The organism is Candidatus Zixiibacteriota bacterium (assembly GCA_034439475.1).
Lineage (GTDB): Bacteria > Zixibacteria > MSB-5A5 > GN15 > FEB-12 > JAWXAN01.
In genome coordinates this window covers 1-25,082 of the sequence record JAWXAN010000031.1, presented here as the reverse complement: position 1 = coordinate 25,082, position 25,082 = coordinate 1, and the positions used below count along the sequence as shown (strand labels likewise).

21 protein-coding genes and 1 tRNA gene are annotated in these 25,082 nt (G+C 47.9%); 8 read left to right on the top strand and 14 right to left on the bottom strand.

Annotation, left to right across the window (positions count from 1 at the left end):
• From SGI97_03850 to leuS, 3 genes are read left to right on the top strand one after another with little or no spacing between them, the layout of a single operon-like run.
• Positions 1–1,281 carry a pitrilysin family protein gene (locus SGI97_03850; GenBank protein MDZ4723025.1) on the top strand — a complete coding sequence of 427 codons (1,281 nt, stop codon included), beginning with the start codon at positions 1–3 and terminating at the stop codon, positions 1,279–1,281.
• Between the two features lie 20 nt (positions 1,282–1,301).
• Positions 1,302–2,069, top strand: coding sequence for a polysaccharide deacetylase family protein (locus tag SGI97_03845; GenBank protein ID MDZ4723024.1), 768 nt, complete (start codon positions 1,302–1,304; stop codon positions 2,067–2,069).
• Positions 2,070–2,121: 52 nt separating this feature from the next.
• Entirely contained in the window at positions 2,122–4,635 is a 2,514-nt protein-coding gene (leuS, locus tag SGI97_03840; GenBank protein ID MDZ4723023.1) for a leucine--tRNA ligase, read from the top strand.
• A gap of 283 nt (positions 4,636–4,918) precedes the next feature.
• On the opposite strand, the gene SGI97_03835 is transcribed toward leuS, so the two are convergent.
• The 8 genes from SGI97_03835 to SGI97_03800 all read right to left on the bottom strand — a co-directional run bounded on the left by SGI97_03835 (position 4,919) and on the right by SGI97_03800 (position 12,006).
• A complete protein-coding gene (locus SGI97_03835; GenBank protein MDZ4723022.1) occupies positions 4,919–5,845 on the bottom strand; it encodes a serine hydrolase in 927 nt (308 codons plus the stop codon).
• Positions 5,846–5,849: 4 nt separating this feature from the next.
• The gene (locus SGI97_03830) at positions 5,850–7,166 is read right to left on the bottom strand and encodes an ABC transporter permease (protein ID MDZ4723021.1); all 1,317 of its coding nucleotides are present in this window, start codon (positions 7,164–7,166) and stop codon (positions 5,850–5,852) included.
• On the bottom strand, positions 7,159–8,094 hold the full coding sequence (locus tag SGI97_03825) for an ATP-binding cassette domain-containing protein (protein MDZ4723020.1): 936 nt from the start codon (positions 8,092–8,094) through the stop codon (positions 7,159–7,161). Before SGI97_03825 ends, SGI97_03830 begins: the two co-directional genes overlap by 8 nt.
• 71 nt (positions 8,095–8,165) lie before the next feature.
• Positions 8,166–8,999 (bottom strand): DUF72 domain-containing protein, encoded by an 834-nt coding sequence (locus SGI97_03820; GenBank protein ID MDZ4723019.1) that lies wholly within the window; start codon positions 8,997–8,999, stop codon positions 8,166–8,168.
• Between the two features lie 187 nt (positions 9,000–9,186).
• On the bottom strand, positions 9,187–9,801 hold the full coding sequence (locus SGI97_03815) for a hypothetical protein (GenBank protein ID MDZ4723018.1): 615 nt from the start codon (positions 9,799–9,801) through the stop codon (positions 9,187–9,189).
• On the bottom strand, positions 9,801–10,613 hold the full coding sequence (locus tag SGI97_03810) for a hypothetical protein (protein ID MDZ4723017.1): 813 nt from the start codon (positions 10,611–10,613) through the stop codon (positions 9,801–9,803). The genes SGI97_03815 and SGI97_03810 overlap by 1 nt, the downstream gene beginning before the upstream one ends.
• Positions 10,610–11,233 (bottom strand): hypothetical protein, encoded by a 624-nt coding sequence (locus SGI97_03805; protein ID MDZ4723016.1) that lies wholly within the window; start codon positions 11,231–11,233, stop codon positions 10,610–10,612. The genes SGI97_03810 and SGI97_03805 overlap by 4 nt, the downstream gene beginning before the upstream one ends.
• The gene (locus SGI97_03800; protein MDZ4723015.1) at positions 11,233–12,006 is read right to left on the bottom strand and encodes a DUF6754 domain-containing protein; all 774 of its coding nucleotides are present in this window, start codon (positions 12,004–12,006) and stop codon (positions 11,233–11,235) included. Before SGI97_03800 ends, SGI97_03805 begins: the two co-directional genes overlap by 1 nt.
• A gap of 137 nt (positions 12,007–12,143) precedes the next feature.
• Here SGI97_03800 and SGI97_03795 point away from each other — a divergent pair, with 137 nt between their 5' ends.
• From SGI97_03795 to SGI97_03780, 4 genes are all read left to right on the top strand, one after another.
• Positions 12,144–13,376, top strand: coding sequence for an extracellular solute-binding protein (locus tag SGI97_03795; GenBank protein ID MDZ4723014.1), 1,233 nt, complete (start codon positions 12,144–12,146; stop codon positions 13,374–13,376).
• Positions 13,373–14,236, top strand: coding sequence for a sugar ABC transporter permease (locus SGI97_03790; protein MDZ4723013.1), 864 nt, complete (start codon positions 13,373–13,375; stop codon positions 14,234–14,236). Before SGI97_03795 ends, SGI97_03790 begins: the two co-directional genes overlap by 4 nt.
• Positions 14,233–15,060 carry a carbohydrate ABC transporter permease gene (locus SGI97_03785; protein MDZ4723012.1) on the top strand — a complete coding sequence of 276 codons (828 nt, stop codon included), beginning with the start codon at positions 14,233–14,235 and terminating at the stop codon, positions 15,058–15,060. Before SGI97_03790 ends, SGI97_03785 begins: the two co-directional genes overlap by 4 nt.
• Before the next feature lie 136 nt (positions 15,061–15,196).
• A complete protein-coding gene (locus SGI97_03780; GenBank protein MDZ4723011.1) occupies positions 15,197–15,826 on the top strand; it encodes an OmpA family protein in 630 nt (209 codons plus the stop codon).
• Positions 15,827–15,895: 69 nt separating this feature from the next.
• On the opposite strand, the gene SGI97_03775 is transcribed toward SGI97_03780, so the two are convergent.
• From SGI97_03775 to tyrS, 4 genes are read right to left on the bottom strand one after another with little or no spacing between them, the layout of a single operon-like run.
• Entirely contained in the window at positions 15,896–16,999 is a 1,104-nt protein-coding gene (locus tag SGI97_03775) for a mechanosensitive ion channel family protein (protein ID MDZ4723010.1), read from the bottom strand.
• 3 nt (positions 17,000–17,002) lie between these two features.
• On the bottom strand, positions 17,003–18,760 hold the full coding sequence (locus tag SGI97_03770; GenBank protein MDZ4723009.1) for an Ig-like domain-containing protein: 1,758 nt from the start codon (positions 18,758–18,760) through the stop codon (positions 17,003–17,005).
• Positions 18,697–20,394, bottom strand: coding sequence for a tetratricopeptide repeat protein (locus tag SGI97_03765; GenBank protein ID MDZ4723008.1), 1,698 nt, complete (start codon positions 20,392–20,394; stop codon positions 18,697–18,699). Before SGI97_03765 ends, SGI97_03770 begins: the two co-directional genes overlap by 64 nt.
• 41 nt (positions 20,395–20,435) lie before the next feature.
• Positions 20,436–21,695, bottom strand: a complete 1,260-nt coding sequence (tyrS, locus tag SGI97_03760; GenBank protein ID MDZ4723007.1) for a tyrosine--tRNA ligase — start codon at positions 21,693–21,695, stop codon at positions 20,436–20,438.
• A 194-nt stretch (positions 21,696–21,889) separates the two neighbouring features.
• On the opposite strand from tyrS, the gene SGI97_03755 reads away from it, so the two are divergent.
• Positions 21,890–24,037 (top strand): PBP1A family penicillin-binding protein, encoded by a 2,148-nt coding sequence (locus SGI97_03755; protein MDZ4723006.1) that lies wholly within the window; start codon positions 21,890–21,892, stop codon positions 24,035–24,037.
• A 154-nt stretch (positions 24,038–24,191) separates the two neighbouring features.
• On the opposite strand, the gene SGI97_03750 is transcribed toward SGI97_03755, so the two are convergent.
• Together SGI97_03750 and SGI97_03745 are read right to left on the bottom strand one after the other, a co-directional pair.
• Positions 24,192–24,563 (bottom strand): SET domain-containing protein-lysine N-methyltransferase, encoded by a 372-nt coding sequence (locus tag SGI97_03750; protein MDZ4723005.1) that lies wholly within the window; start codon positions 24,561–24,563, stop codon positions 24,192–24,194.
• Between the two features lie 61 nt (positions 24,564–24,624).
• Positions 24,625–24,708: transfer RNA gene (locus SGI97_03745), tRNA-Leu, on the bottom strand.
• Positions 24,709–25,082 lie beyond the last annotated feature (374 nt).

The window sequence follows — 25,082 nt, the reverse complement described above, 5'->3', positions numbered from 1 at the left end:
ATGGCGATTAGAACAGCCGCTATTGGTGGCGGTCTCTTTCAAAAGACGACATTAAGTGATGGATTGCGTATAGTCACAGAGGAAATCCCCTCCGTTCGGTCGATTTCAATTGGCGTGTGGGTAGAGGTGGGTTCTCGAAACGAGACTCGTGAAGAAAACGGGATATCTCATTTTATCGAGCATATGCTCTTTAAAGGAACCAAAAGGCGCACCGCCAAACAGATTGCCTATTCGCTTGAATCCATTGGCGGCGGACTGAACGCCTTCACCTCTCGCGAGCAGACGTGCTATACCGCTCGTGTGCTTGATGAATATCTCGACGAGGCCATTGATGTCCTCGCTGATATCACCTGCTGCTCGACCTATACCAAGATCAATTTGGACCGTGAGCGTTTGGTCATTTGCGAAGAGATAAAAGAATCAATCGACAATCCATCGGACCAGATCCATGACCTATTTGCCAAGACATATTGGGGGGACCATCCCCTTGGAGCTCCGATTCTCGGCCCCAAGGAAAACATAATGAGCTTCAATCGTGCGACTATGCTTGAATATGTTCAGCGCCACTATCGTTCGGGCTCAATTGTTGTCGCAGCCAGCGGTTCGATTTCTCATCGCCGGCTCGTGAAATTGGTTCGGGATAAATTCAGCTTTCCCATGGGTGTTGCGGCAGCGCCGGTAGCCGCAAAAAGATCTCTTGAGAAAAATATCAGCATAACCTCAAGCACAAACAACCAGACCCATTTTTGTCTTGGATTTCCGGGCGTAAGCTATGGATCAAAAGACCGCATGACGGCGCTTGCGTTAAATGCCTATCTTGGCGGCGGAATGTCCTCAGTTCTTTTTCAGAAAGTCCGTGAGGAAAAGGGATTGGCATATTCTGTCTATACTTTTCATGATTTCCAACGAGATACGGGAATCTTCGGCGCTTACCTCGGTACTGACGTCGACCACTTGCAACAAGCAAGCGACATCGTTCTGGCCGAATGTCGGCGCATGAAACGCACCAAGCTTACGGCTGAAAAGCTCGACCCTGTAAAAGCGCAGATTAAAGGTCAATTGACGCTGTCACTGGAATCAACCTCAAACCGCATGAACCGAATCGCCCGCCTCGAACTTCTCTTGGGACGCTTCCAACCCTTATCTGAGACACTCAAAGAGATCGATCGTGTGACCCCGAGTCAGGTACTTGAATTGGCCAACCGACTTTTTGACGATTCTAAAATGGCCGTCGCGGTGCTTGGCCCGGCCGACAAACAGGCGCTTGCCCACGTCGCTTAAGCAAACGAAGCGCTGCAAGTATGCCGCATGTACTGGCCTTTCATAAGCTGATTCCGTCGTTCAGCTATGGAGTCACCAATTTCTCACCGAAGCGGCTTATAAAATTATTGAGCACATTGCGGAGCGAAGGATGGATCTTCGCTTCTTTATTTCAGGCCCACAATACGGCAAAAATCAATGAGATTGCGCTGACTTTCGATGATGGCTATGCTCATCTTCAAGACATTCTGCCGACGTTTATAGAGGAATTCGGAATCAGACCGACTATATTCATCCCCACTGCGCTGATTGGAAAGAGCAACCGTTGGGATTACAGCTTTCATTTCGCGCCCACCCCGCACCTCGGAAAAGAAGCGATTATGACGCTGAGTTCTCAAGGTGTCAATTTTGGCTCTCACGGGCATACTCACTGTGACCTCAGAACTCTCTCTAACGACAGGCTTCGAGACGAGCTGTACTGTTCAAAAGCAATACTTGAGGATATTACCGGCCGGGAGGTCCAAACTATCAGTTATCCATTTGGTCGATTTGATAGTCGGGTGCTCGAATTTGTTGAAGAAGCTAGTTTTACGAGCGGTTTCGGAATGCAATTTCCGATGAGTAACGATACCTCACTATCCAGAGGGCGATTTCCGATTTATAGCTACGACACCAATTACACGATTGATTGCAAATTCGGGGACGGCTTGCCATATCATCTGGAACGAGCAAAGGCGCTGGTGACGAACAAACTCTCCGGCGGAACAATTTTATTACACCGTCTGCGTGGATTCAAGCCGATCGATTGACACGCCAAACTTCTTGCCTGTCCTGCAAATTTTCTTTACTATAATTCCAGTTATGGAAACTCCAAAAGAACAGCCACAGACCGAAAAACCCGCCCGGAAATACGATTTTGAATCAATCGAAGCCAAATGGCAAACGTATTGGGAAGAGAATCGGACATTCCAAGCGCCAGAAATCGCCCGACCGGCTGAGAAGTTTTATATGCTGGTCATGTGGCCCTATCCGTCGGGTGACATCCATATGGGTCATTTCCGCAATTATATAATCGGCGATGCTGTCGCTCGAAGGCAAATGATGCTTGGCAAAGATGTTCTTCACCCGCTTGGCTGGGATGCCTTTGGACTTCCTGCAGAACGGGCGGCAATTCAGCGCAACATTCATCCTGCGGATTGGACGTACAGCAACATTAAAGTGTCGCGAGATACCCTCAAAAAAGTGGGAATATCATACGACTGGTCGCGGGAAGTAGCCTCTTGCGACCCGGAGTACTATAAATGGACGCAGTGGATCTTCATTCAGCTCTTTAAAAAGGGATTGGCTTACAGAAAGCGCGGTTTTGTCAATTGGTGTCCCGAAGACAAGACCGTGCTTGCTAATGAGCAAGTTAAAGACGGCAAATGCGAGCGTTGCGGAAGTCTTGTCGAAAAGAAGGTCCAGATTCAGTGGTATTTCAAAATAACCGAGTATGCTGACAGGCTTATTGATGATTTGGACACACTGCCCGGTTGGCCTGAAAATGTGAAAACTATGCAGCGGGAATGGATTGGACGGTCGCACGGACTTGAAATCGATTTTAAAGTTGAATCAACAGGGGAGAAGATACCAATCTTTACAACCCGCCCGGATACGGTATATGGAGTTACATATCTGGCAATTGCGCCGGAGTCTGAGAGTTTGTCCCGCATGCAATTAGCCGGTGAATATAAAGTATTAGTTGAAGATTATATCAAAAAGTCGGCTGGCCGAACTGATATCGAACGCGTTGCTGCCAACAGGGAAAAGGACGGAGTATTTACCGGGCTGTATGCGGTCAATCCATTCAGCGGAGAGAAAATCCCGATTTGGGTTGCCGATTATGTTCTGGCCGGTTACGGAACCGGCGCAGTCATGGCTGTTCCGGCGCATGACGAACGGGATTTCTCATTTGCAACAAAGTACAATCTTGGGATTAAAGTAGTACTTCAAGGTCCAGCATCTACTGGAGAAAGTCTCGAATCGCCATCAACGGTTTTTACCGATTATGGTGCAATGGTCAATTCCGGCAACTTTAACCGATTGTCCGGCGAGACAGCTATAGCGGCGGTAAATAGCTTTGCCGAGTCCAAAGTTATCGGGCGGATTAGGGTTAATTATAAGCTAAAAGACTGGTCGGTTTCACGCCAGCGTTACTGGGGTTGCCCGATACCAATAATTCACTGCCCAAAATGCGGAGAGATTCCCGTTCCAGATGACCAGCTTCCCGTGATTCTTCCCAAAGTGGATAACTTCATGCCAAAAGGACGCTCGCCGCTTGCCGATGTCCCGGAGTATATAAATACAACGTGCCCCAAATGCGGTGGCCCGGCTGAACGGGACTCGGACACGATGGACACATTCACCTGTTCGTCCTGGTATCATCTTCGTTATATGGATCCCAATAACGATAAATCTCCGGTAAATGCCGAAAAAGCCAAATCGTGGATGCCTATTGATCTCTATGTGGGTGGGATTACTCATGCAACTGGCCATCTCATCTATTTCCGCTTTTTCACCAAGTTTCTGCATGATCTCGGTCTTTTGAGCTTTTCTGAGCCTGCCACACGCTTTTTTAACCATGGAATGGTTGCCGACTCAAAAGGTGAGGTCATGTCTAAATCAAAAGGGAATGTCGTTTCTCCGATTGCGCTTATGGAGTCGCGCGGGGTCGATATTACGAGGCTCGGAATGTTTTTCACTGCTCCGTCGGAGATGCCTGTGTTGTGGAGCAGTGATTCGTTGACTGGTGTAGAGAAGTTTGTGCTCTCGAAGTTTTATCCACTGAAGGATATGTATCGCCGGAGTAATCCGGACTTAAAGCAACGCTTTAATCTCGCGGATTTGAGCGAAGCCGAGAAAGAAATCTATATCAGGCTTAATCAGACTATTAAAAAAATTACCGATGATTCTGAACGTCTGCAGTTTAACACCGTCGTCTCGGCCCTTATGGAGCTGATTCGTGACTACGATCCAAATGTTATTCCAACCGACAAGTTGAATGACTCGGTTATCCTAAAAGCCGTTCAACTCATAGCGCCGCTTGCGCCCCATATGGCGGAAGAGATGTGGGCATCGTTTGGCTTTACCACTTCAATTTTCAAATCGAACTGGCCTGTGGCTGACCAGAATGCAAGTGTAGGTGAGACGATTGTCATAGCGATTCAAGTGAATGGGAAGCTCCGCGATTCAGTGACCGTACCCACAAACGCCGGCCAGGAATTGATAGAACAGGTTGCTATGGCCACAGAAAAGGTGAAGAGTCAGACCTTAGGCAAGGAAATCATCCGCAAAATCTATGTCCCAAGTAGGCTACTAAACATAGTTGTGAAGTGACAAGCAACATGATATTAGAGGCATTTCTGTATAGTTGACGCATTAGTTAACATAATATATCTTATGGGACGTTACTCCTTTAAATATGCTTAGATTCTGAGGGCAGTTAGACCCTCTTCGGTTCGCAACGATCTGTTGTTCTCAGCGGTGGGTTACCGCATGGGGCGCCTTACAGGCTGCCTATTATGGGTTAGGTGAAAGAATAAACATATCTCAAACACTCTGGCGTGATGAGACATTGGTTTACGACTGGATGGAAATTATATCTTGAGAAGATTCAGGACTATTTAAAGCCCCATTCCGCAAGCTTACGAGCCTCGCGGAACCTGAGCTTATCGCCCGGGACACCTAACACAACAAGCGAGAGCTTCTCCCCTTTACTGTTCTGAACAATAGTCGCCAGGCAGTGCTGGGCTTCGTTGATGTAGCCGGTCTTTCCCGCAAGAACTTTCATCTTGGACAGGGTCAGGCGATTTGTATTAGTGAGGGTCATGAAGCGATTCTTGCGGTTAAGCAGACGAATCTTGCTCGACTTGCTCGAAGTGATCGATGTGATGAGTTTGTATTTGGAAGCATGATAGAGAATCATTGCCACTTCGTGGGCTGTAGACACATTCCTTGAATCAAGTCCAGTAGGCTCAAAAAACAGAGAATGGGTCAGTCCAAGCTCTTTGGCCTTCTTGTTCATTTCAATCGCGAAGGCATCGATTGAGCCGCATGTGGCTCGGGCAAGAACACGGGTCGCCCGGTTATCAGAGACCAGAAGCGAGGCGTTGAGGAAATCTCTCAAGGTGAGCTTGGTGCCGACGGGCAATCTTGAACGCGACGATCGGCGAGCATCTTCTTTTGTGATAACCTCAGTGAGCGCGAGGTCGGTGCCTTTATCGAGAATTACCATCGCAGAGAGGAGCTTTGAGATCGAAGCAATTGGCCTAGTTTCCTCGGCACCTTTGGCGTAGAGCACATTACCAGTGTTCCAGTCCACAAGTATCGCTGATTTGCTATTTACTTTTGGAGCAAATTTATCAAGTTTGCAGGCCGTGTCGAAGCTCAGTTTATAGCTGGCAAGCGTGTCAGCTGTCTCCGATGCCTGCAATTGGCCGCCGTCGAGTTCTACAAAGTACGTTCCGCCGGCCATGAAGAGTGTAAAGCAACACGATAAAAGCAGAAGTTTGAGATATGAGAGCGGTCGGATAAATGAAATATGCATAGGTTTAATACTTAACCCACTTTACAAGTTCAGGAAGCGTTGGGCGCTTGCCGTACATGAGAATCCCGACGCGGAATATTCGGGAAGTGAGCCATACAATAACCATAGAGGTGAGAATAACTAAGATCAGGCCTAAGAGGGCCTCCCCTACAATTCCTGAAAAGAGCGAGTATTCAGTGACAGTCGGCGCAATAAATATAATCCGCATAATCATCATTGTTGGTGTGAAAAAGGGAATGAAAGCAAGTGTCATCGCGAGTACCGAATGCGGCTCCTGAATTACGGCTATTGCTACCATCATCGGCAGAATCAACGACATTGTTATAGGGAAAATGAAGTTCTGCGCTTCCTTTTCGGTGTTAACTATCGACCCTATTAGGGCAAATATCGATGAATACATGATATAGCCGGTAATCAGAAACGCGACAAAGAAGAATATTATTACAGGATTAAACAACAATCGGTCTATTGAAGAGTCGATATTGAGTCCCAACATTCCACGGGAGACGAATAAAAGAGCTCCGAGAGAAACCCAGACGAGCACTTGTGTAAAGGCCGCCGCGCCAAGTCCCATCAATTTGCCAAACATCAGTTGAAATGGGCTGACCGATGAGATAAGAACTTCCATAATTCTCGAATTCTTCTCTTCGATGACCGAGCGCATGACCATCTGGCCGTAGGTGATAATCATGGTGAAGGTCAGCATAACAAAAACAATCGCGCCCATGTATTTGACAAAAAATGGAATGGATTCTCCCTGAGTGTCCTGCAGGCCAAGTTCAAGTTGACGAGTCAAGTGGAGCACTGAATCGACAGGCATGTTGACATTTGACTCAGAGAGTCGTTTGGATGAGAGGATGTCTGTGAGGACGCGCTCGAATCGGTTGAGGCTTTTTATTTTATCGCTGTTGGTAACTAAGAACACGTTACTATCATTGAGGTGAGCGTCAGGTCGGACAACCAGAAGATACAAGATATTCTTCTCGTTAATCTCTGCATCGAGAGAATCACGAAGCCTTTGGTATTCCTCGCTGTCACCCGATTCAAGGGTGAATATATTTGTGACTGAATAGTAGGCCCCGACAGAATCCTCGAGCTTATATTCATTAAGTCCTTCGCTAAAGGCCTTCCCTACGCCTTGGCCACCTTGATCAATGATAGCCAATTTTTCGCTCTCAGTGGCTTTAGTGTCAGCCAGGAGAGTTGGCAATATTGTGAATGTCGCCATGAGAAGGGGCGTGAGGAAGATTCCGACAATAAAGCTCTTCTTGCGGACTACTTGTCCGTATTCGCTTTTGAAGATTATCCAAAACTTAGACATTCGCTTCTACCGCATCCTGAGTCATCTCGGCTGGATTGACTTTGGCCATGTCGATGAAAATATCATAGAGAGACGGTTCAACGACTTCAAACCGGTAGAGATTGACTCGTTCGATAAGTGAGCGAAGAATGACCTGTGTGTCGGCTCCTTCGACCAGTTTGAGTTCGTGATACGTGCCGAACTCCATCACTGATTTTACTCCCGGCAAAGTACGGATAAATGAACCATCTCCGTCAATAACGATTTGCACTGAGTTTTTCCCGAATCGGGCTTTCACCTCAGCCATTGTTCCATCAATGACTTTGTTCCCACCCGATATCATACAAATATGGTCGCACAGCTTCTCGGCCTGCTCCATAACATGGGTCGAGAACAAGATGGTCTTTCCTGAGCGTTTCAAGTCCTGAACGACACCTTTCATAAGCTCCATATTGACGGGATCAAGTCCGGAGAATAATTCATCGAGAATAATAATATCGGGATCGTGAAGGATCGTGGTGATAAACTGCAGTTTCTGTTGCATTCCCTTGGAAAGCTCTTCAACTTTCTTGAGGCGGTAATCAGACAGTCCCATCCGCTCAAGCCAAGGAGCAATACGAGTTTGAGCGACAGCTCGAGGACAGTCTTTGAGTTGGGCCATATAGAGAATAATTTCTTCAAGGGTCATCTTTTTATAGAGGCCCCGTTCTTCGGGAAGGTAGCCCACGCGATTTTTAAAGGATTCATCTATCTTACGTCCCTCAAAGAGAACCGAACCGGAATCCGGAGCGGTAATATTCATGACCATCCGAATTGTGGTTGTCTTTCCTGCGCCGTTTGGGCCAATGATTCCCAAAATCACGCCTTTTGGGACTTGCAGAGAGAGATCGTTCACGGCGACCTTTTCGTCGTAAACCTTACGAACGTTTTCGAGAGATAGGTATGTCATTTCGGCCTTTCAGAGATCATTGAATACAGATACCAATATAAGGTAGTCGTCGTCAACCAAAACATTTATTCTCAAAGATATTTTGTCATTTCGACAAATTGGCGGGCGTTTGAGACAGCTTTCCCCTGATGGCAGTTATTGAATAGAACATAGACTTTGTTCACCTTGGCGGTGAGTCTCTTGACTTTAGCGTTCCACTCCTGAAGCTCGTCATTTGAATACAGGTAATCATAACGAAGACTTCCCCCGGTCCACCAGCTTTCTGCATTGCGTCCATGGAGTCTGATATAGCCGGTCTCTGTGGTTGCAAAAACGTCAGGTTTGAGCAATCCGTCAAGCTGAGGTTCATCGACGCAGACATATCCTACGCCTTCTCCCTTTAATCTCTCATACATTGTCCGGTTTACCCAGCTATTATGTCTGAATTCGACGAAGAGAGGAACATTAGGAAAGGCCTCCCTGCAAATAGAGGTATAGTCGAGATTATCGGCGCTGTATTTGAATGAATACGGGAACTGCGCCAAGAGTCCAGAGAGCTTCCCTGCTTCTACAAGCGGCAATATCGCTTCGCTGAAAGATTTCCGGTCGGTTTCAAGGTCAGATCTTCGATGGGTAAACGACTGGTGAAGCTTGGCAAGAGAATCAAAACCATCAGGGGCTTTCTTTATCAGATTTGCCATCACGCGCGGATGCGGGATTCCGTAGTAGGTTGAGTTTATTTCGACAGTGGGAAAATGTTGAACATAGTAATCAAGCATTTTCCCCTTATCGATTTTATCAGGATAGAAGCTTCCGCGCCAGTCTTCGAAGCTGTAGCCTGAGGTTCCGATTTGGACAGAGCCAATTGGCCGGTCGGCTTTAGGCTGCGAATCACTCGTATTATTAGTTTGAATCTTATCCGGCATAGTTTGCACGGTCTATGCAACGTCATAAGTATGAGGTTGTTTCGGCATAACTTCGATATTCAGTCGGTTTTTTTGATTTGTTTTGGCCGCTGAAAGCGGACTTTTCCGCACGCTTTACAGACCCATTTGCGCTGTTTGTGGAAGCTACGCTTCATCTCGTTCATTGCCACTTTGCATCGCGGGCAGGTCATCCGACTAAATGGAGAAAGTCCGTCAAGAGAAATTCCATGCGCCCTATGAATGTAGACATTCGGGACATGACGGTATATCCGAAAGTCGCCCCAAAGAAAATCATTAGGAAATAAATCCCGACTTTGGCTGATTTGCCTAAGACCCCGCTGTGTTCGCGGCTGAAATAAAAATAGGATAGTGTGGCTAACACTCCAATCAGAACAACAATTGCGTTATAATCAGGAATTCCCGACGGGCTCCATAGCGGGGCAACTGTTGCAGAGATTTGAGACATGGTGCGGGCCTGAAGCATCGCAGGTATGGCCACACCTGCCCCGGAGCCGATCAGAATGGCAATAGGAATTCGGGACAGACTCGCGGTTTTTTTATTAAAACGGAGGAACATGAGTCCTCCAAGCACAAGCGGGATTAACAACATGAGCCGGCCCTCGTTAAGGAGAGGATCAAAAAGCAGGTCCATGAGCGTGTTTGTCCATGTAATGACTAAAAAGTAGCCAATCGAGACGCCTATAAGAAGCGACTCGGCAAATTTATAGATCGGGTTATCCCCGTACAAAAATGTTAGAATTGCCAGAGTCAGCAGGCCAGCGACAAGTGTTCCCCAGTCCATCAGCTTCGACCTCCCACCCGACGGGATTTGAAATAGAGGATATTTCCGATAATGATCATGGCTATGATGTATAGGTGAGAGATCGACTGAGCGACCATTCCTCGCACCCCTCCCCCTTTTGTCCCAAGCAAAGTCTCGTATTCAGCCGCGCCACGGAGTCCTCCGAGCAAGGCGGTGAGCTGTCCGGAAGACAAATACGGGTCATAGGTTGTGACCATTGCGGCTGTGACTACACCAAGTATGGGTACGTTGAAGCGGGCTTTGCCGTATTCTATCCACTGCACAGTCAGAGAGCCATCGGCAATTGATATTACCCCCGCAACATCACTATAGTCCTTCACACTATCAAGCAGGGGAAGTTCAGCATAGTGAGTACCCATATAATCCTGGGGATATGTTGCGGCAATAGATTCGCCCATGGATAGTATAGCCGCAATCTGCTGCGATTTGAATCCCAGGAATACATAATCCTGTCCGTAGACTTTTTTGTATTCTTCGGCTGTGCGTGAAATTATCTGGTAGCCAATGGCGGTTCCTTCGGCCAAAAGAGAAACACCGATAAGTCTCTGCCCTTTGCTGAACAGATGCCTCAATATCGCAAGTGAGAGTGGATTGATTTCGGGTAAAGCAGACGCCTCATGATCAAATGAGACTATCAGTGTGGATGCTGGCGGCAGGGAGTCGATGTAATCATACAGTTTCTGCGTCTCTGGCGAGACGGCAACCCCGGGGGAAATATTGAGAAGCATGGTTATTAAGACAACAAGAAATAGACCAAGGAAGGCATAGTGCCGGGTTTCGAGCTTTTTCATCTCTCCCCTCCCAGCCATGTGCGTTCAATTCCTAATATAACGCGCAGGGATGTTGTCAGAGATCCGAGTCCGATACCGATAAGAATGGCGCGACGGGCTGCCATTGATGGATACGAGCGAATCCAATCGGAGAATTCTGACAATGGCGCGAAGGTTGAGTCGCCTAAATACGAGCGACTAAAGAGAATCAGTGCGGCAGAAAAAAGAAGAATCGCGGCAGGCAGAGATCGCGCCCGAAAGCCTCTGAGCGAGGCCGAAGCCACAAAAAAAGCGAGGAGCGCAAATACAGTGGATTGAAGAGGCGCCTGAACATTGTCAAATATCCAGACAAATGGCGTGCCGCCGCGGATACCCCAAATAAGAGCCAGAACGGGCATGAGAACCACACCGGACAAGGAGATAATTTTATAAAAGCGGTCTTCTCCCCGCTCAATACCGCGGAGCTGGCCGAGCATGAAGCTCAATACACCAACGATAAGTGTGAAGGCGAAAATAATCTGCCAGTATTCCACGAGAATTGTCTGGCTAATTGCTTGCGCGGTTGGATGGCGGCTAAAAAATAATGCGAGCATCAGGATGCCGACCACAGAGCAGATTATTTGCGGAATTTTACGGCGCATCAGATTTTCCACCAGTTCGAAGTCGGGGAGAACGAAGCCGAAATCATCGCGACAACCAGAAGCGCGGCCAGAATCACTTTGAGAATGTCCTGCGCTCTCACTGATGCCAGGATTGATCGATCGTTTGAAAGATAGCCGGAAGCGGCAAATAGCTCCTCGCCTATCAATGTGTAGTCACAGGCCACGATAAAAAAGGCCAATTGGATTGTTGAATCTGTGCCGGCTATTTGAATGGCACCGACGCTGTTGCCGGTCTCGGCCATTATAAGGGACTCGGCTTCGAATGTGCCAAGAAGGAATATCGAGGCTGGCTTAGTGCGGCTGATTATACCTTCGACAGCCGCAGCATAGCCGAATTGCGACGATGATACATAACGGATGTTGTTCTCCTTGAACCTTTCCGGCACTCCGGCTCGAATGTAACTTTCCCTGACAACCTCCTGGGCGACTGTCATAATAACCGGGTCATGGGTTGGAAATATAAGCTCACAATCATAGACGGCGGTTTTCTCGGCGACGCTTGAGAGGATATTCAGCGATGCGATCGTTGTTGGTCTTTGGATATCTCCGCCCCAACCGGGGGTAAATAGAATCGGACGTGCCATTTCTGTGGCGCGGCCAATAGCCTCCTCAACGGCTTTCAGACCGGGGATTTGACGGATTGTGAATCGGTCACGGCTTTTAGAGTGATAAGTCGTATAAAGCACAATCGCGACAGAAACCACCGTTGCGATAAGGATTGGAAGTTTTGTTATATCAAACCATTCAGACATGCGAGCCCAAATAAACTCTAAATTGTTTGATGCCTGTAGTTTGCTTTGAAGACATATACATATAAACTATCTGCTCTATCCGCCGAATCAACTAATTTTTATTTGACCAAGAGTCTCACCAGAATATATTCTACTTTATGATTAAAAGAATCACCATGGAATCTGCGTTGTTTCTGGCAGCGTTTATCACCTTTAGCATCACTAATACTGCTCAGGCAAAAACAACACTGCAATGGTGGCAATTTTGGACTGATCCTGATATAAAACCGGCGATACAGGAGATGGTGAGCGATTTTGAACGTGAGAATCCAGACATCCAAATAAATATCACTGATTTGACCTGGGCCAATGGACAGGAAAAGATTGCGATAGCCTTTGCATCGAAAACCGGGCCTGACATTGTAGAGCTTGGTTCTGACTGGATAGCGAAATTTGCCGATGCTGGTCAACTGGCTGAGATGGGACAGTTTATCGCCGCCGACAGCAACAAATTCCAGGGCTGGGGTCTCGCAACATATAAGAACACTGTCTACGCAAGACCTTGGATCCTCGGCACGCGGGTAATTTTTGGAAACCGCGACCTTTTAGCCAAAGCTGGCTATGGAGAGGATTTTGTTCCGGTGACTTTAATTCAGCTCGGCGAATCCGCGTTTAAGATCGACCAGCTTTCCAAGGAAATATACGGATGGGGTTCAAATACGGCCGAGAAGCACCGACTGTATAAAAAGTTTTTGCCCTTCTTTTGGACAGCCGGAGCGCAGATTTTCAGTGAAGACAACAAATATTGTTTGGTGGCGTCGGATATGGCCATTGCATCGCTTCGCTTTTATAAAATGCTTCATGACTCATGCGGTTATGTCGCGGACCAGCGCGGGATTGAAGACGCTTTTCTCGACGGCAAGGTCGGCTATGTCATGTCCGGTGATTGGCTTTTGAAGCGTATCACGCTGGAGAACAGGAAGATTAACTTAATGTCGACGATCATGCCCGGACTTAATTTTCCCGGTAGATCATTTTTGGGAGGTGAATTTTTGGCAATTAATGAAGCGTCCGAAAATAAAGAAGCCGCGTCCAAATTCATCGCATTTGTTACATCGGCTGAAAATCAGGTCCGCTTTTGCAAAGCCGCCTTTGCGGCCTGTCCCTCCAGCATTGAAGCCCAAGCCGACCCATATTTCAGCTCGAACAACCATTTTCAGTCATTCATCAGTCAGATTCGAATGAGCAAATACCCGCCGGTTGACCCTGATTGGTCGTCCATCGAGCAGGAAATTGAAAGAGCTGTTGAAGATGCTCTTTTCGGTTCCGGGTTGATTGCGACTCCGCTTCGCAACGCCCGCATTGCCATCTCGAAGATTAAAGCCGAATGAATCACCGGCAACTTGCCGCTCTCGGGTTTTCCTCCCCTTGGATCATTGCCTTCCTCTTGTTGTGGCTCTTCCCTATCGGATATTCCCTTGTATTGAGCTTCACCGACTATCAGCTGTTTCGTGAGTCGCACTATATCGGTTTGGAAAATTACCGCAATCTTTTTGCGGACTCCGGTTTTTTGCAGGCAATGAAGAATACTTTCATTTTTATCGGCGGGACAGTTCCACTAACAACTGTCATAGCGCTGGGATTAGCGCTGTTGGTACATAAGCCGTTTAGAGGTCGTACCCTGTTTCGAGCCGGATTCTTTCTCCCTTGGCTAACCTCTATCGTTGTTATCGCCTTGGTTTTCAGCAATCTCTTTCAGCGTGGCGGTTACATATCACTTCTGGCCGAATTGATTAACCTAACTCCTCCCGAGCATGGCTTCCTCTACGATTACGGGACGGCTCTGTATGCAATTATGGGGATGGATGTCTGGATGTCAGTCGGATATTATATGTTAATATTTCTGGCGGGACTTCAGGCTATTCCGACTGAATTATACGAGGCCGCAGAGATAGCAGGGGCGAGCCGATGGAGACAGTTTGTCTCTATTACTTTGCCGCTTTTGAGGCCGGTCGGACTCTATATAATTGTCATCAATACGATTAAGTCATTTCAAGTCTTCACTGAGATATTTGTCATGACCAAAGGAAAATTCGATACCGCGACGCTTGTATACTTCATTTATGAAACAAGTCTGACTACAGATTTCAAATTCGGCTATGCCTCAGCTGCGGCCTATATACTCTTTCTTATTATTGCCGTTTTTTCGATGATTCAGTTTTTCCTCATGCGCAGGGGCGGGCAACCATGATAAGACAGTCCTCACTCTCTATGAATATCGCAAAGTATTCGTCGCTTTCGCTTCTTTTTTTGGGGATGGTCTTTCCGATGGTATGGATGGTCCGTGTGGCTTTCCTGCCAACTGGGACATCGCTCAATTTTGATGGGCTGGTCAGTTCGCTTTTCACATGGTCTAATTTTCACGATTTGCTAACCACCCATAATCTGGCACGCCCGTTCATCAATTCGGTGGTGGTTGCGCTGGCGGTCACGATTGGGAACATTCTCTTCTGTTTTATGACCGCCTACAGCCTGTCCAGACACCGAATGTTTATGAATAAGTTACTTTTCGTCACTATACTGGCTGTTCTTTTTATTCCGTCGCATATTGTGATTATTCCGCTGTATCTGATGTCAATCAAAGCAGGGGTTTATGATTCGTATACCGTGCTTATTATCCCCTGGCTTGTGACTCCGATCGGGATATTCCTTGTAAAGCAATATATTGATTCAATTCCCACAGCTATGGAAGAAGCCGCTCGAATAGACGGAGCTGGAGAGATGCGAATACTTATGCGGGTCGTGATGCCTGTCTGCAAACCAGTTCTTATTGTTTTGGCAATACAGGTATTTTTTACGAATTGGAATTCATTTTTCTTCCCCTTTATTTTGACATCAAGTGAAAATCTACGCACACTCCCGGTCGCGCTCGCGTTGTACCAAGGGCATCAGGCAATTGATTGGCAACACCTTATGGCCGGCTCGACTTTGGCAATCCTCCCAATTCTGCTTCTTTTTGTCATATTGCAAAAATATATTGTCTCCGGTATCACTGCCGGGGCCATCAAACAATAGTCTGCCGCTGCCGGTTTGCATTTTTCTTGGTTCGGAGACGGCAAACCAGGGGTATAACCCAAAAGGCCAATAGGTACTATTGCGGCCACTTATGAGAAATCTTTACACAAGCTCTTTAATGAAAGGACGCTACAGTATGAAAACAACCTTGATAGGTATTACTTTGGCGCTCGCCCTGTTTGCGGGTTGTGGCGTCAAAAAGTCGTATGTCGACCAGCAAATCTCTTCGTCAGAATCGCGAACATCAGAGCGCGTGCAGACCGTAGCCCAACAGGCTGCTGCGACTGCTGCCGAAGTCGAACGCCTCAACAGGCTAGCAGTTGAACTCGATGCCAAAACGGATAAAGCCATAAACAAGGCCACCGGATTCGAGGATTATGTTGTTCTCTGGACAGGCGAAATAAATTTTGGTTTTGATTCAGATGAACTCGGTGAGACAGGCGAAGGCGTTTTGGCCGAAGCTGGCAGAAAATTGGAAGAAACCCCGAAATCCATTGTTGAACTTAGCGGTTATACCGATGCCACTGGCTCGCAGAACTATAATCTGATGCTGGGTCAAAGGCGGTCCGATGCCTCGAAGCGTTTCCTGGCCGACCAGTTTGGGGTCATGCTCTATCGCATGTTTGATATTTCTTACGGCGAAAGCAAACCGATAACCATGGCAGACTCACGTGGATCGAACTCTCGTAATCGCCGAGTCGAAGTCAAGGTCTGGGGACCTGCTCCGAATTCGGATGGATCACAGAGCGCGCTTCCTATCAACTAAACAACACCAGCACGGAATACATAATTTCAAACCGCACTGTATTGACTTGACATCAATACAGTGCGGTTTTTATGCTTTATTGGAGTCCGGCGTACCGTCAGGCTGAACAAGTGTGACAACGCGATGCGGCAAGGCGAACTCGATACCTTGCGCTCTAAAAGCAGCAAGGATAGACTCGCGAAGCTCGTTGCCGGTCTGGTAATCTTGGGCGATATCGGCCACCCGACACACAAGAGTGACATTGAGTCCGTTTTCTCCAAAAGACCGAAAGGCAAAATCCGGGGCGGGTGACGTCAATACATTGGGGTGCTGGGCCGCCTCCGAAAGCAGAATCTTCCTGACGACTGATAGATCTGAGTCGTAGGCGACTGCAAGTTCTATCTTCACCGGAGACTCAAGCGTAGGATAGGACAGATTATGTATCGTGCTTTTCATCAGTTCTGCATTCGGGATGATTATTAGACTGTTATCAAAGGTGAGCATGCGAGTTGAGCGCATGCCGATTTGCTGAACAACGCAAACGGTCCCATCGGCTCTTTTAATTCTGTCACCGATTCGGAAGGGGCGGTCGATCATAATCACAAAAGCGCCAATCATATTTGCGACTGTTTCCTGAGAAGCCAGCGCAATGGCCAATGAGCCAATTCCGAGAACCGCCACCAACCCCTTTACATCGACATGGAAATAGTCGAGAATCGTCAGCGACGCGACAATGAAGACGACTAATTTAGCGACCCGCTCAATCAAAGGCACAAGCTCTTCGGACACGGCACTCCGGGTCTGATCAACCAAACGAGCGCTTTTCCAACGTAGGCTGATAGTGAGAATATTGACGAGCATTAGCGCAACGACGATCACTCCCGCCGCATAATTTATCCCGTCGATTACAATAAAAATTTTCTCTCCGTATAATTCGCCGTAAAGGGACTCCAGATAATTAAACAGAACCGACATACCAAACAGGTAGACCAGCAAATTAACATAGGATCGCGTTCCGAGGAGAAGAAGATTGTCGAGTTCGGTCTTGGTTCGTTTGGTCAATCCTACGACCACTACATAAATCACGAAACGTACGATTAAGGCCGCAAGGATGGTAACCGCGACAATGAACCCGGCGCCAAAGAGAGGGCGAAGACCTGATTCAATCGGAATATCTTTCAGGAGCCATTCCATAAACTATTTGAACTCCACTCTAATTCCGCCTGTCTCAAATCTCGCCCGCACCGCGATTGTATCGCGATGTGACGAGACCGGTTCAGAATACCGAAACGGACTGAGCGATCCTGCGGTCAACCGACCGTCTGCGTTTCTATCACGGATCGCCCGAAGCAAATATCTGCCGGCAGGAAGATCTATTGAAAAAATGCGCTCGTCTTCATTCGATTCAAAAACACGTTTATCACTTATTCGGGTAAAGGTGAGAATAGTTTGTGTGCCCGTGTCGGCTAAGTGCGGGCTGATTATTTCGCCGGTAACCAACCCAAGTGAATCGGGGTCAAAAATTGAGAAGCGACGAGTAATTATTGAATCCCCAAGCCTGTTGCCGCTCAGGTCCACGATTTCGGATTCGTTCAGATCTATCCGGTAGCTTTCGCCGACAACAACAGACGGCGGCGTAGCTTCAAGATGAAAGGGGTCGATCCATCGAGGAACTATCGGTATCGGGATGCTGTCACTTTGAGATAACAGGATAGTCTGTGCATCCATTGCCGCAGTATCGAGGGGTTCGCTGAATACAAGCTCTATCTTCTTCCCTCCCTCGAACACGGGTGTCTCCTTCGGCAGGAAGGTATAGAGCGTCGGCATGGTCTTATCCGTCTTGAATCGAATTGTAAAGGTGTCGACGACCAACGGAGCGATATCTTCGCTGTATGGAACTACCAGCCTGTATTGACCCGAGTCAAGAGGCGGAAAGGCGAAAGTAAGCGTAGACGATTCGCGTTCATTTTGTTCGAGCAAACCGGTTGCAGAGAGAATTCGCAGAGAATCATTTACCGGAGACAGTTGTACACCGTCGTAACGATCACTGAGATATGTCATGGGGATTGGAGACGAGAGCCTCGCGCGGATGACTTTGTCGGCAGTAAACTCTGTGGAAACGACTCTCACAGCGCCGCTATCAGCAAACGCCAACAAGAGATTCAGCCCGGTGAGCGACGAATTTGAATCCAAATTAGCCGGCCTGTCGGGGAGAGCGTAGGACTCTGTGCGGGGTTTGAAATATTCATCCTTGTTCTTATCATTGAAAGCCACCAGCAAGAAGTTTTTCATTGGCAGATATCTGAAAGAAAATTCACCGGCTTTATTTGTTGTGGTCGCATATTCGGGGAAAAGGGAATCAAATGACTGCACTGTGTCACCCTCCGGAAAATCGTACAGTCCCACGAACAGACTCGGTTGGGGTTTGCCTGAGATGTCGCTAACAACACCCGTGACAACCCCGGAATCAAGCATTAAGCCGGTTGAGAAGGCGACTGAGGTAACGCTGTCGATTTGATTATTACGCAGGTCGGTAACGGTGCTGCTGAAGGAAATTACATAAGTTTGGTCAGGCTTCAAAGTGTCAGGCAGCGTAATACTCAATCTGTCTGCTTTCCATTTTATCTCTGGAGCTTCGGCCTGACGCGGGGAAATAAAAACAGCGCGGCCCGTTCTGGGCCGGGTAATTCTTTCAGAGAAAACAATTTCAATTGTCTCCACATTTGTAACGCCGGTTGCGCCATTCTCGGGGGATGAACTGATAATTTGCGGAGCAGTGGTATCAACTTCTCCGCCGGGAGGAGCAATGACTTCAGCGCAGGCCAAAACCAAGCTAATGCAGATAATTGATAGAAATAAAGCGAAGGAGGCCCCGGAAGCATAAGTGGGTCTCAGTGTTCCAGCTTTTCTTTTATCTTTGTGTTTGTCGGTTGAAGCGTTAGCGCTTTTTCCCACGACTGCTTCGCTTCCTGCTTTTTGCCCATTGCGGCATAGGCATCGCCGAGATGGTCAAAGATGACCGGATCAGAACTTTGTTCAATTGCTTTGGCGAGATACATGACGGCCTTTTCATAATCTCCCAAACGATAGTACACCCAGCCATAAGAGTCAAGGAACGCGGCATTCTTGGGGTTGAGTTCTACTGCTCGAGCGATAAGATCGCGGGCATAATCGAGTCGCTTTCCCCGATCGGCAAGCATATAACCGAGATAGTTAAGGGTCTGGGCGTGGTCGGGCGAATGGGTGAGTATCTCTTCGAATGTGACAACAGCGTCTTCGATTCGTCCCGAGCGTTCGTACGCGGCACCGAGGGCAAGTGAGAGGATGACCGCCGAGCTTTCCGCCCTCATTCGGTTCAGCCCGAACTTGTAGGTCTCGATCTCTTTGTCTATACGGCCAAGCTGTCTGTGGACAAAAGCAAGGTCGGTCCAGCTTTCAGGAATGGTATCTGCCATAGCCGCGACCTGCTCAAGATTCGGCAGGGCGGCTTCGTAATCTTCACGCAGTATTGCAATTCTTCCCAAATAATAGTAATTCACTGTAGCCTTGTCGCCATTCGATATGAGTTCCGAAAATAGAGAGTCGGCCCGATCAAGCGAGTCGACCGCCACATAGAGCGCGGCGAGTCGTCGAGAAGCCACGCGGTCGCTTGGGGCAATCTGAGTAATTTTTCGCGCATACGTGAGGGCCAATGTCAAAGAATCCTGGCTCACATAAATTGGTATGAGCTCGGACATGAACTGGACATTATCAGGCTCAAGCTGAAGTCCTTTTTGGAAAAGCGTAACGGCCGAATCCACCTTCCCGCTTACCTGATGGATTTTCCCAAGACTAAAATAGACGGCAGTGTTGGTAATGCCTGCATTGACATCCAATGACTTCAGATAGGCTGATTTGGCTCTTTCAATATCCCCTTTTTGAAGGGCAATTGCGGCGAGGTCATTCCATATTCTGAAATTATCCGGCACCAGCCGGGCGATATTCTCAAAGGCCCACAGTGTCGAATCGAGCAGACCCTCGTTTCGGTAAAATCCTGCCAGAAAGGAATAGGCCATGACATTCTTCGGGTCGACTTTGATTGTGTTAAAATAGGCTTTACGGGCGTTGAGGTCATCCCCCTTCATTCGATAGCAATTTGCGCTGAGCAGATATATTTCGGCATCGGGGTTTGGGATCTTGGAGAGCGCACCAAGCGCGTCATCGACCCTCCGGAGCTGTATCAGGGCCTGCGCGTAAGCAAGGCCGATCTCATAGGAATCATTGTGGAGCGTCCAGGCCTGCCGGAAACTCTCAGCGGCATTGTTCATATCTCCAAGGTCGGTGAAGATAAGGCCGTTCACATAATAGTTATATGCCGTTACGTCAATTTTCTCAAGGGGGACTGAAGATCGCTTCTCCGGATTCCGTATCTCGGTGTTAGAGGACTGAGTGATGACTCGAGTCTGTTCCGCGATCTCGGGTTGGTTGGAAGCTGTTCTCGAGCAACTCACACTCAGTAAGACCAGAATGAGACTCAACATCAGACGAACCACTATTTTAAAGGCAGGATTTATCATTTTTTTACTCACCGCGGTTATCTCAAATCTCATCGGCTTCCCTCAATAGTTTCATACAATGAATCAATATCTGCTTATACCACTATCTTCAGGTATCGCCGTTTGCCGACCTTCAAAATTGTGGTCTCTTTGATACCGAATTCATATGCCGGGTCAGTGATTTTCTCAGCTCCGAGCGTCACACCACCTGCTTCGATGAGTTTGCGAGCCTCGCTGTTGGATTTGGTCATGCCTGTTTTGGTCATCAGCATGGCCAAATAAATTTTCTCAGGGTTTATTTCATGTTTTGTTAGGCCAGAGATATCAATCTGCTCAATCTCATCGGGGAGTTCTTTTTTTGAGAAGACCCGCTCAAATTCCTCCCTCGCGGCTCTCCCTGACCCTTCAGGATGAAACAAATCCACCAGCGTCTCCCCCAGTTCTTTTTTGAACGGCATTGGATTGGCATTTGAGACGCTCATACTCCGTTCGATTTTATCGATATCACCTGAGGCAAGGGTGGTCGCCAATTTGAAATATTTAATGATCTGGTTATCGGGGATTGACATCGCTTTGCCGAATATTTCTTTTGGCGATTCGGTTATTCCGATATAGTTGCCGAGTGATTTCGACATTTTCTTCTCACCGTCGAGACCAACAAGGATGGGCAGTGTCATAATACACTGCGGGATCACACTATACGCTTCCTGAATTGTCCGGCCTGCAAGAAGATTAAATTTCTGCTCGGTGCCTCCAAGCTCGATATCGGCCTTTATAGCGACGGAGTCATACGCCTGCATGAGCGGATACAGAAGTTCATGAACTGAGATGGGAATATTGGCTTTGAAGCGTTTGGTGAAGTCATCTCTTTCCAACAGCCGCGCGACTGTGAATTTGGATGTCAGATGGATAACCTCAAGAAACTCCATTTTCTTGAACCATTCGCTGTTGAATCTGACTTCGGTTTTGGATTTGTCCAATATCCGAAAAAACTGTGTCTGGTATGTCTCTGCATTCCGCATAATATCATCATAGGAGAGTGTCGGTCGAGTTGCAGACAGTCCCGATGGGTCTCCTACCGCGGCAGTATAATCGCCAACGATAAGGACGATCTGGTGGCCAAGCTCCTGAAATTGTTTAAGTTTCCGCAAGCCTACTGTATGTCCCAGATGAATATCCGGCGATGTCGGATCAAAACCCTGCTTGACGCGGAGTGGTTTTTTTTGAGCTATCGAGAAGTATATTTTCTGTTTGAATTCATCCATGGGAAGAATGTCAACAGTACCCCTTTCCAATATCGAAAGTTGCTGTTCCAACTCCTTTTTCACCGCTTTATCATCAAACGAGACGCTCAAATTAGTTCCTTCAAACAAGACTTTTTAACAGACTAAGAGTATAACAATCGTCACGAACGATATATGCTTACTTTCATGCCTCGACAATACCAAATTAATCGGCAAAAATCAACGACAAGACAATAGTTCGAATTTTCAATTTAAGTTGACTTCTGCCATGTCCTACCTCATACTGGCGCCCAATGGAAACTAAAATGCCCAATGAAATCTTTCCCCACAAGCAAAGCCATAGGCTTCGCAACTCATTAGTCGCACTGGCGATGCTGTCTCTGGTATTCTTTGGCGTTCTGCTATACCGGACGTATGAGATTTATCAATCAGACCTGCCTTCGTTTGAACAGTTACATAATATCGAACCGAGTGTCAATACGAAAGTATATGACCGAAACGGCGATATCATTGATGAATTCTTCTCTGAAAACCGCGCCTTGACACCGTTTCGAGAATTCCCCCCGTACCTGACCGGTATGCTTCAGGCGAGCGAAGATCGCGAGTTTAGTACCCATTGGGGACTAAACATTCGGCGGACTGCCATTGTCGCCGTCACAAACCTTGTTCATTGGGATATTCGTGCAGGCGCCTCGACAGTTACCCAACAGGTTGCGCGGATGCTCTTTCTAACTCCTGAACAGACTTTGTCGCGAAAAGTAAAAGAGGCCCTGACTGCCGTGAAACTTGAACGGACTTACTCCAAAGAAGAGATAATGGAGATGTATCTCAATCAACATTATTTCAGTCGTGGAGCGTATGGAGTGGCAGCAGCGGCGCGATTATTTTTTGACAAGTCTGTCGCTGAGTTGGACAAAAATGAATGCGCGACAATTATCGGCCTGCTCAAAGGACCGAATATAAATTCGCCGCTGAATAATATAGATAAGTCACTCTTAGCAAGGAATCGGGTGTTATATTCGTATTTCGATGTCGGGGGTATCTCCCGCGAAGAATATGATTCACTCAGCAGCGAACCGATCAAGCTGGCATCGCCGGGCGAAAAGGCCGGCACTGCTCCATATTTTTCCGAGGCGGTCAGACAATATCTGCTCGAAAAGTACGGCGAAGAAGTTCTCTACTCGGGCGGGCTGAGAGTATTCACAACACTAGACAGCCGCTTGCAAGAAGTCGCCCAGAGTTCTATCCACCGTCGGATTGATTCGCTCCGGGCGCAGATTGAACGCACATACCCGGTCACCAATCCGAATTATTCAGAATTTGTCCCAGATACCAATGGCAAGCCGGGCGATTCGATACGGGTCTATAAGAAAGTCCAGGGAGCATTTGTTGCGATTGATAACGCCAACGGCGATATTATCGCAATGGTCGGCGGACGCTCATTTCAGGAGAGCGAGTTTAATCGCGCCGTTCAGGCTTTGCGCCAGCCCGGATCATCTTTTAAACCATTTGTCTACACGGCCTGTATTGATAACGGCTACCACACAACAGATATAATTGATGACAATCCTATTGTGCTTGAAATTCCAGGCGCCAAAGAATGGCGACCGCACAATTATGACGATAAATTTTTGGGACCGATCACGCTTCGCGATGCCTTGCGCCAATCCCGCAACCTCGTGGCTATTCGGCTTATCCTGAAGATCACGCCGCAGGAAGTAATTTTTTACGCGAAACGACTTGGGATTACAACCCCTCTTGCAGCAGTTCCGTCGCTTGCCATTGGAGCCAGCGAAGTTAAGCTGATTGAACTCGTGTCGGCGTTTTCAGTTTATCCAAACGGCGGCCTGCATATCCCGCACCGAATGGTGCTCAAAGTCATCGACCGATACGGAAGGGTACTTGAAGATAACGGCGCCGTACAAAAAGAAGAAGTGCTCTCGGCACAGACATCCTACATCATGACCGATATGATGCGCTCGGTTGTCGATAACGGCACAGCCCGTCGCGCTCGGTCAATGGGTTTCACTCGCCCTGCTGGCGGCAAAACAGGCACATCGGACAATTTCTGCGATAACTGGTTTGTCGGTTTTACACCGCAATTCACCGCCGGAACATGGGTTGGATTTGATGACAAAACATCCCTCGGGTCAAGCGAGGACGGCGGTCGTAACGCGGTTCCGACCTGGACTGACTTTATGATTGCCGCTCATGATTCTCTTCCTCTGATAGGTTTTGAGGAGCCGGTAGGCATTGTCCATGCCTATGCCTGCCTCGAATCAGGCGAGGTCGCAACGGATAAATGCATGAATGTGGGCTATGAGGTTTTTACTCTCGACAATCAGCCCAATAAGACCTGCTCGCTTCATCCGTCGTCGAGACGATATGTGCCCCGCGATGAACCGCGAGTGGTGGAGTCTCTTGATTCTACCGAAGAGCGAACGCGGTTTTGACAAAAACCCACCTGTTAGGCGGGCTACAAATATTTTGTATTTTTGGTGCAGGCCAGAGATTTTCGAATCCGCCGACGGTGGACGGCCTGCACCAAGATTAAAATGGATTCTCGCCTCGGCAGACTGGAATGACATGGGGAATGAGATTTCTTTCTCAGACAAACTGCTCGGCATCGGGATACTCGTCTATATCCGTATAGAAAAGCGTTATCTCGTCGCCAACTGCAATATCGCGCGAAGCAACAAGGCTCGCCCACATTCCGGTCTCTCTTTTTTCCCATTTCATCGACGCATTAGGCTGGTCCGAATGATTGCACAGCGATGACAACCCAAACACCAGATAGGCGTTGTTTTCGCCTCTCGTTTTATAGGAATCAGGTTCCACAAAGCAGTATTGAAAGACGACCGTGCTCTTGATTATACCGCGTTGATCCGCCGACAAAAATGCCGTAGGGACAGATTCAAGAATATGCCCTTCGGCGATGGCTTCGGTCGCAAACACGCCCCTCCCAAGCTTCTCGATCATTCTAATTTCAAGCATACGCGTTAGTATATAGAAATTTGGAGTGTCCGTGTATATTGAAATATGCCGAAGGTCGGAATCGAACCGACATGGTATTGCTACCGGAGGATTTTGAGTCCTCTGCGTCTACCAGTTTCACCACTCCGGCAATTGGATAAAACTACGTCAGGGCGCGGGACATGTCAAGAAAATACGAAATCAGCCCGCTCTCTCTCAGTGGGAGAGGGGGAAATAAAAGAACCCACCGTCCTCCGTGGCGGAGAATTCATCTTCGTGCGAGCCGTCCACCGTCGGCGGATTCGAAAATCTCTAGTCTGCACAGATTTACAGAAATGCAGTCAGGCGTCCTCCTTCGGCGGACTTGAAAGCCCCCGCCTGACAGTTCAACCATAGAGTCGGGCGAGGGATAGCATCCCCAGCAGGGGGCGCCCGACACCACACTAACGATATTTGTAGGTCAGTCCCGCCGCGGCGGACTGACGTCCGATATTCGCCAAGATAAAGATCACACCGCAAGCAGTG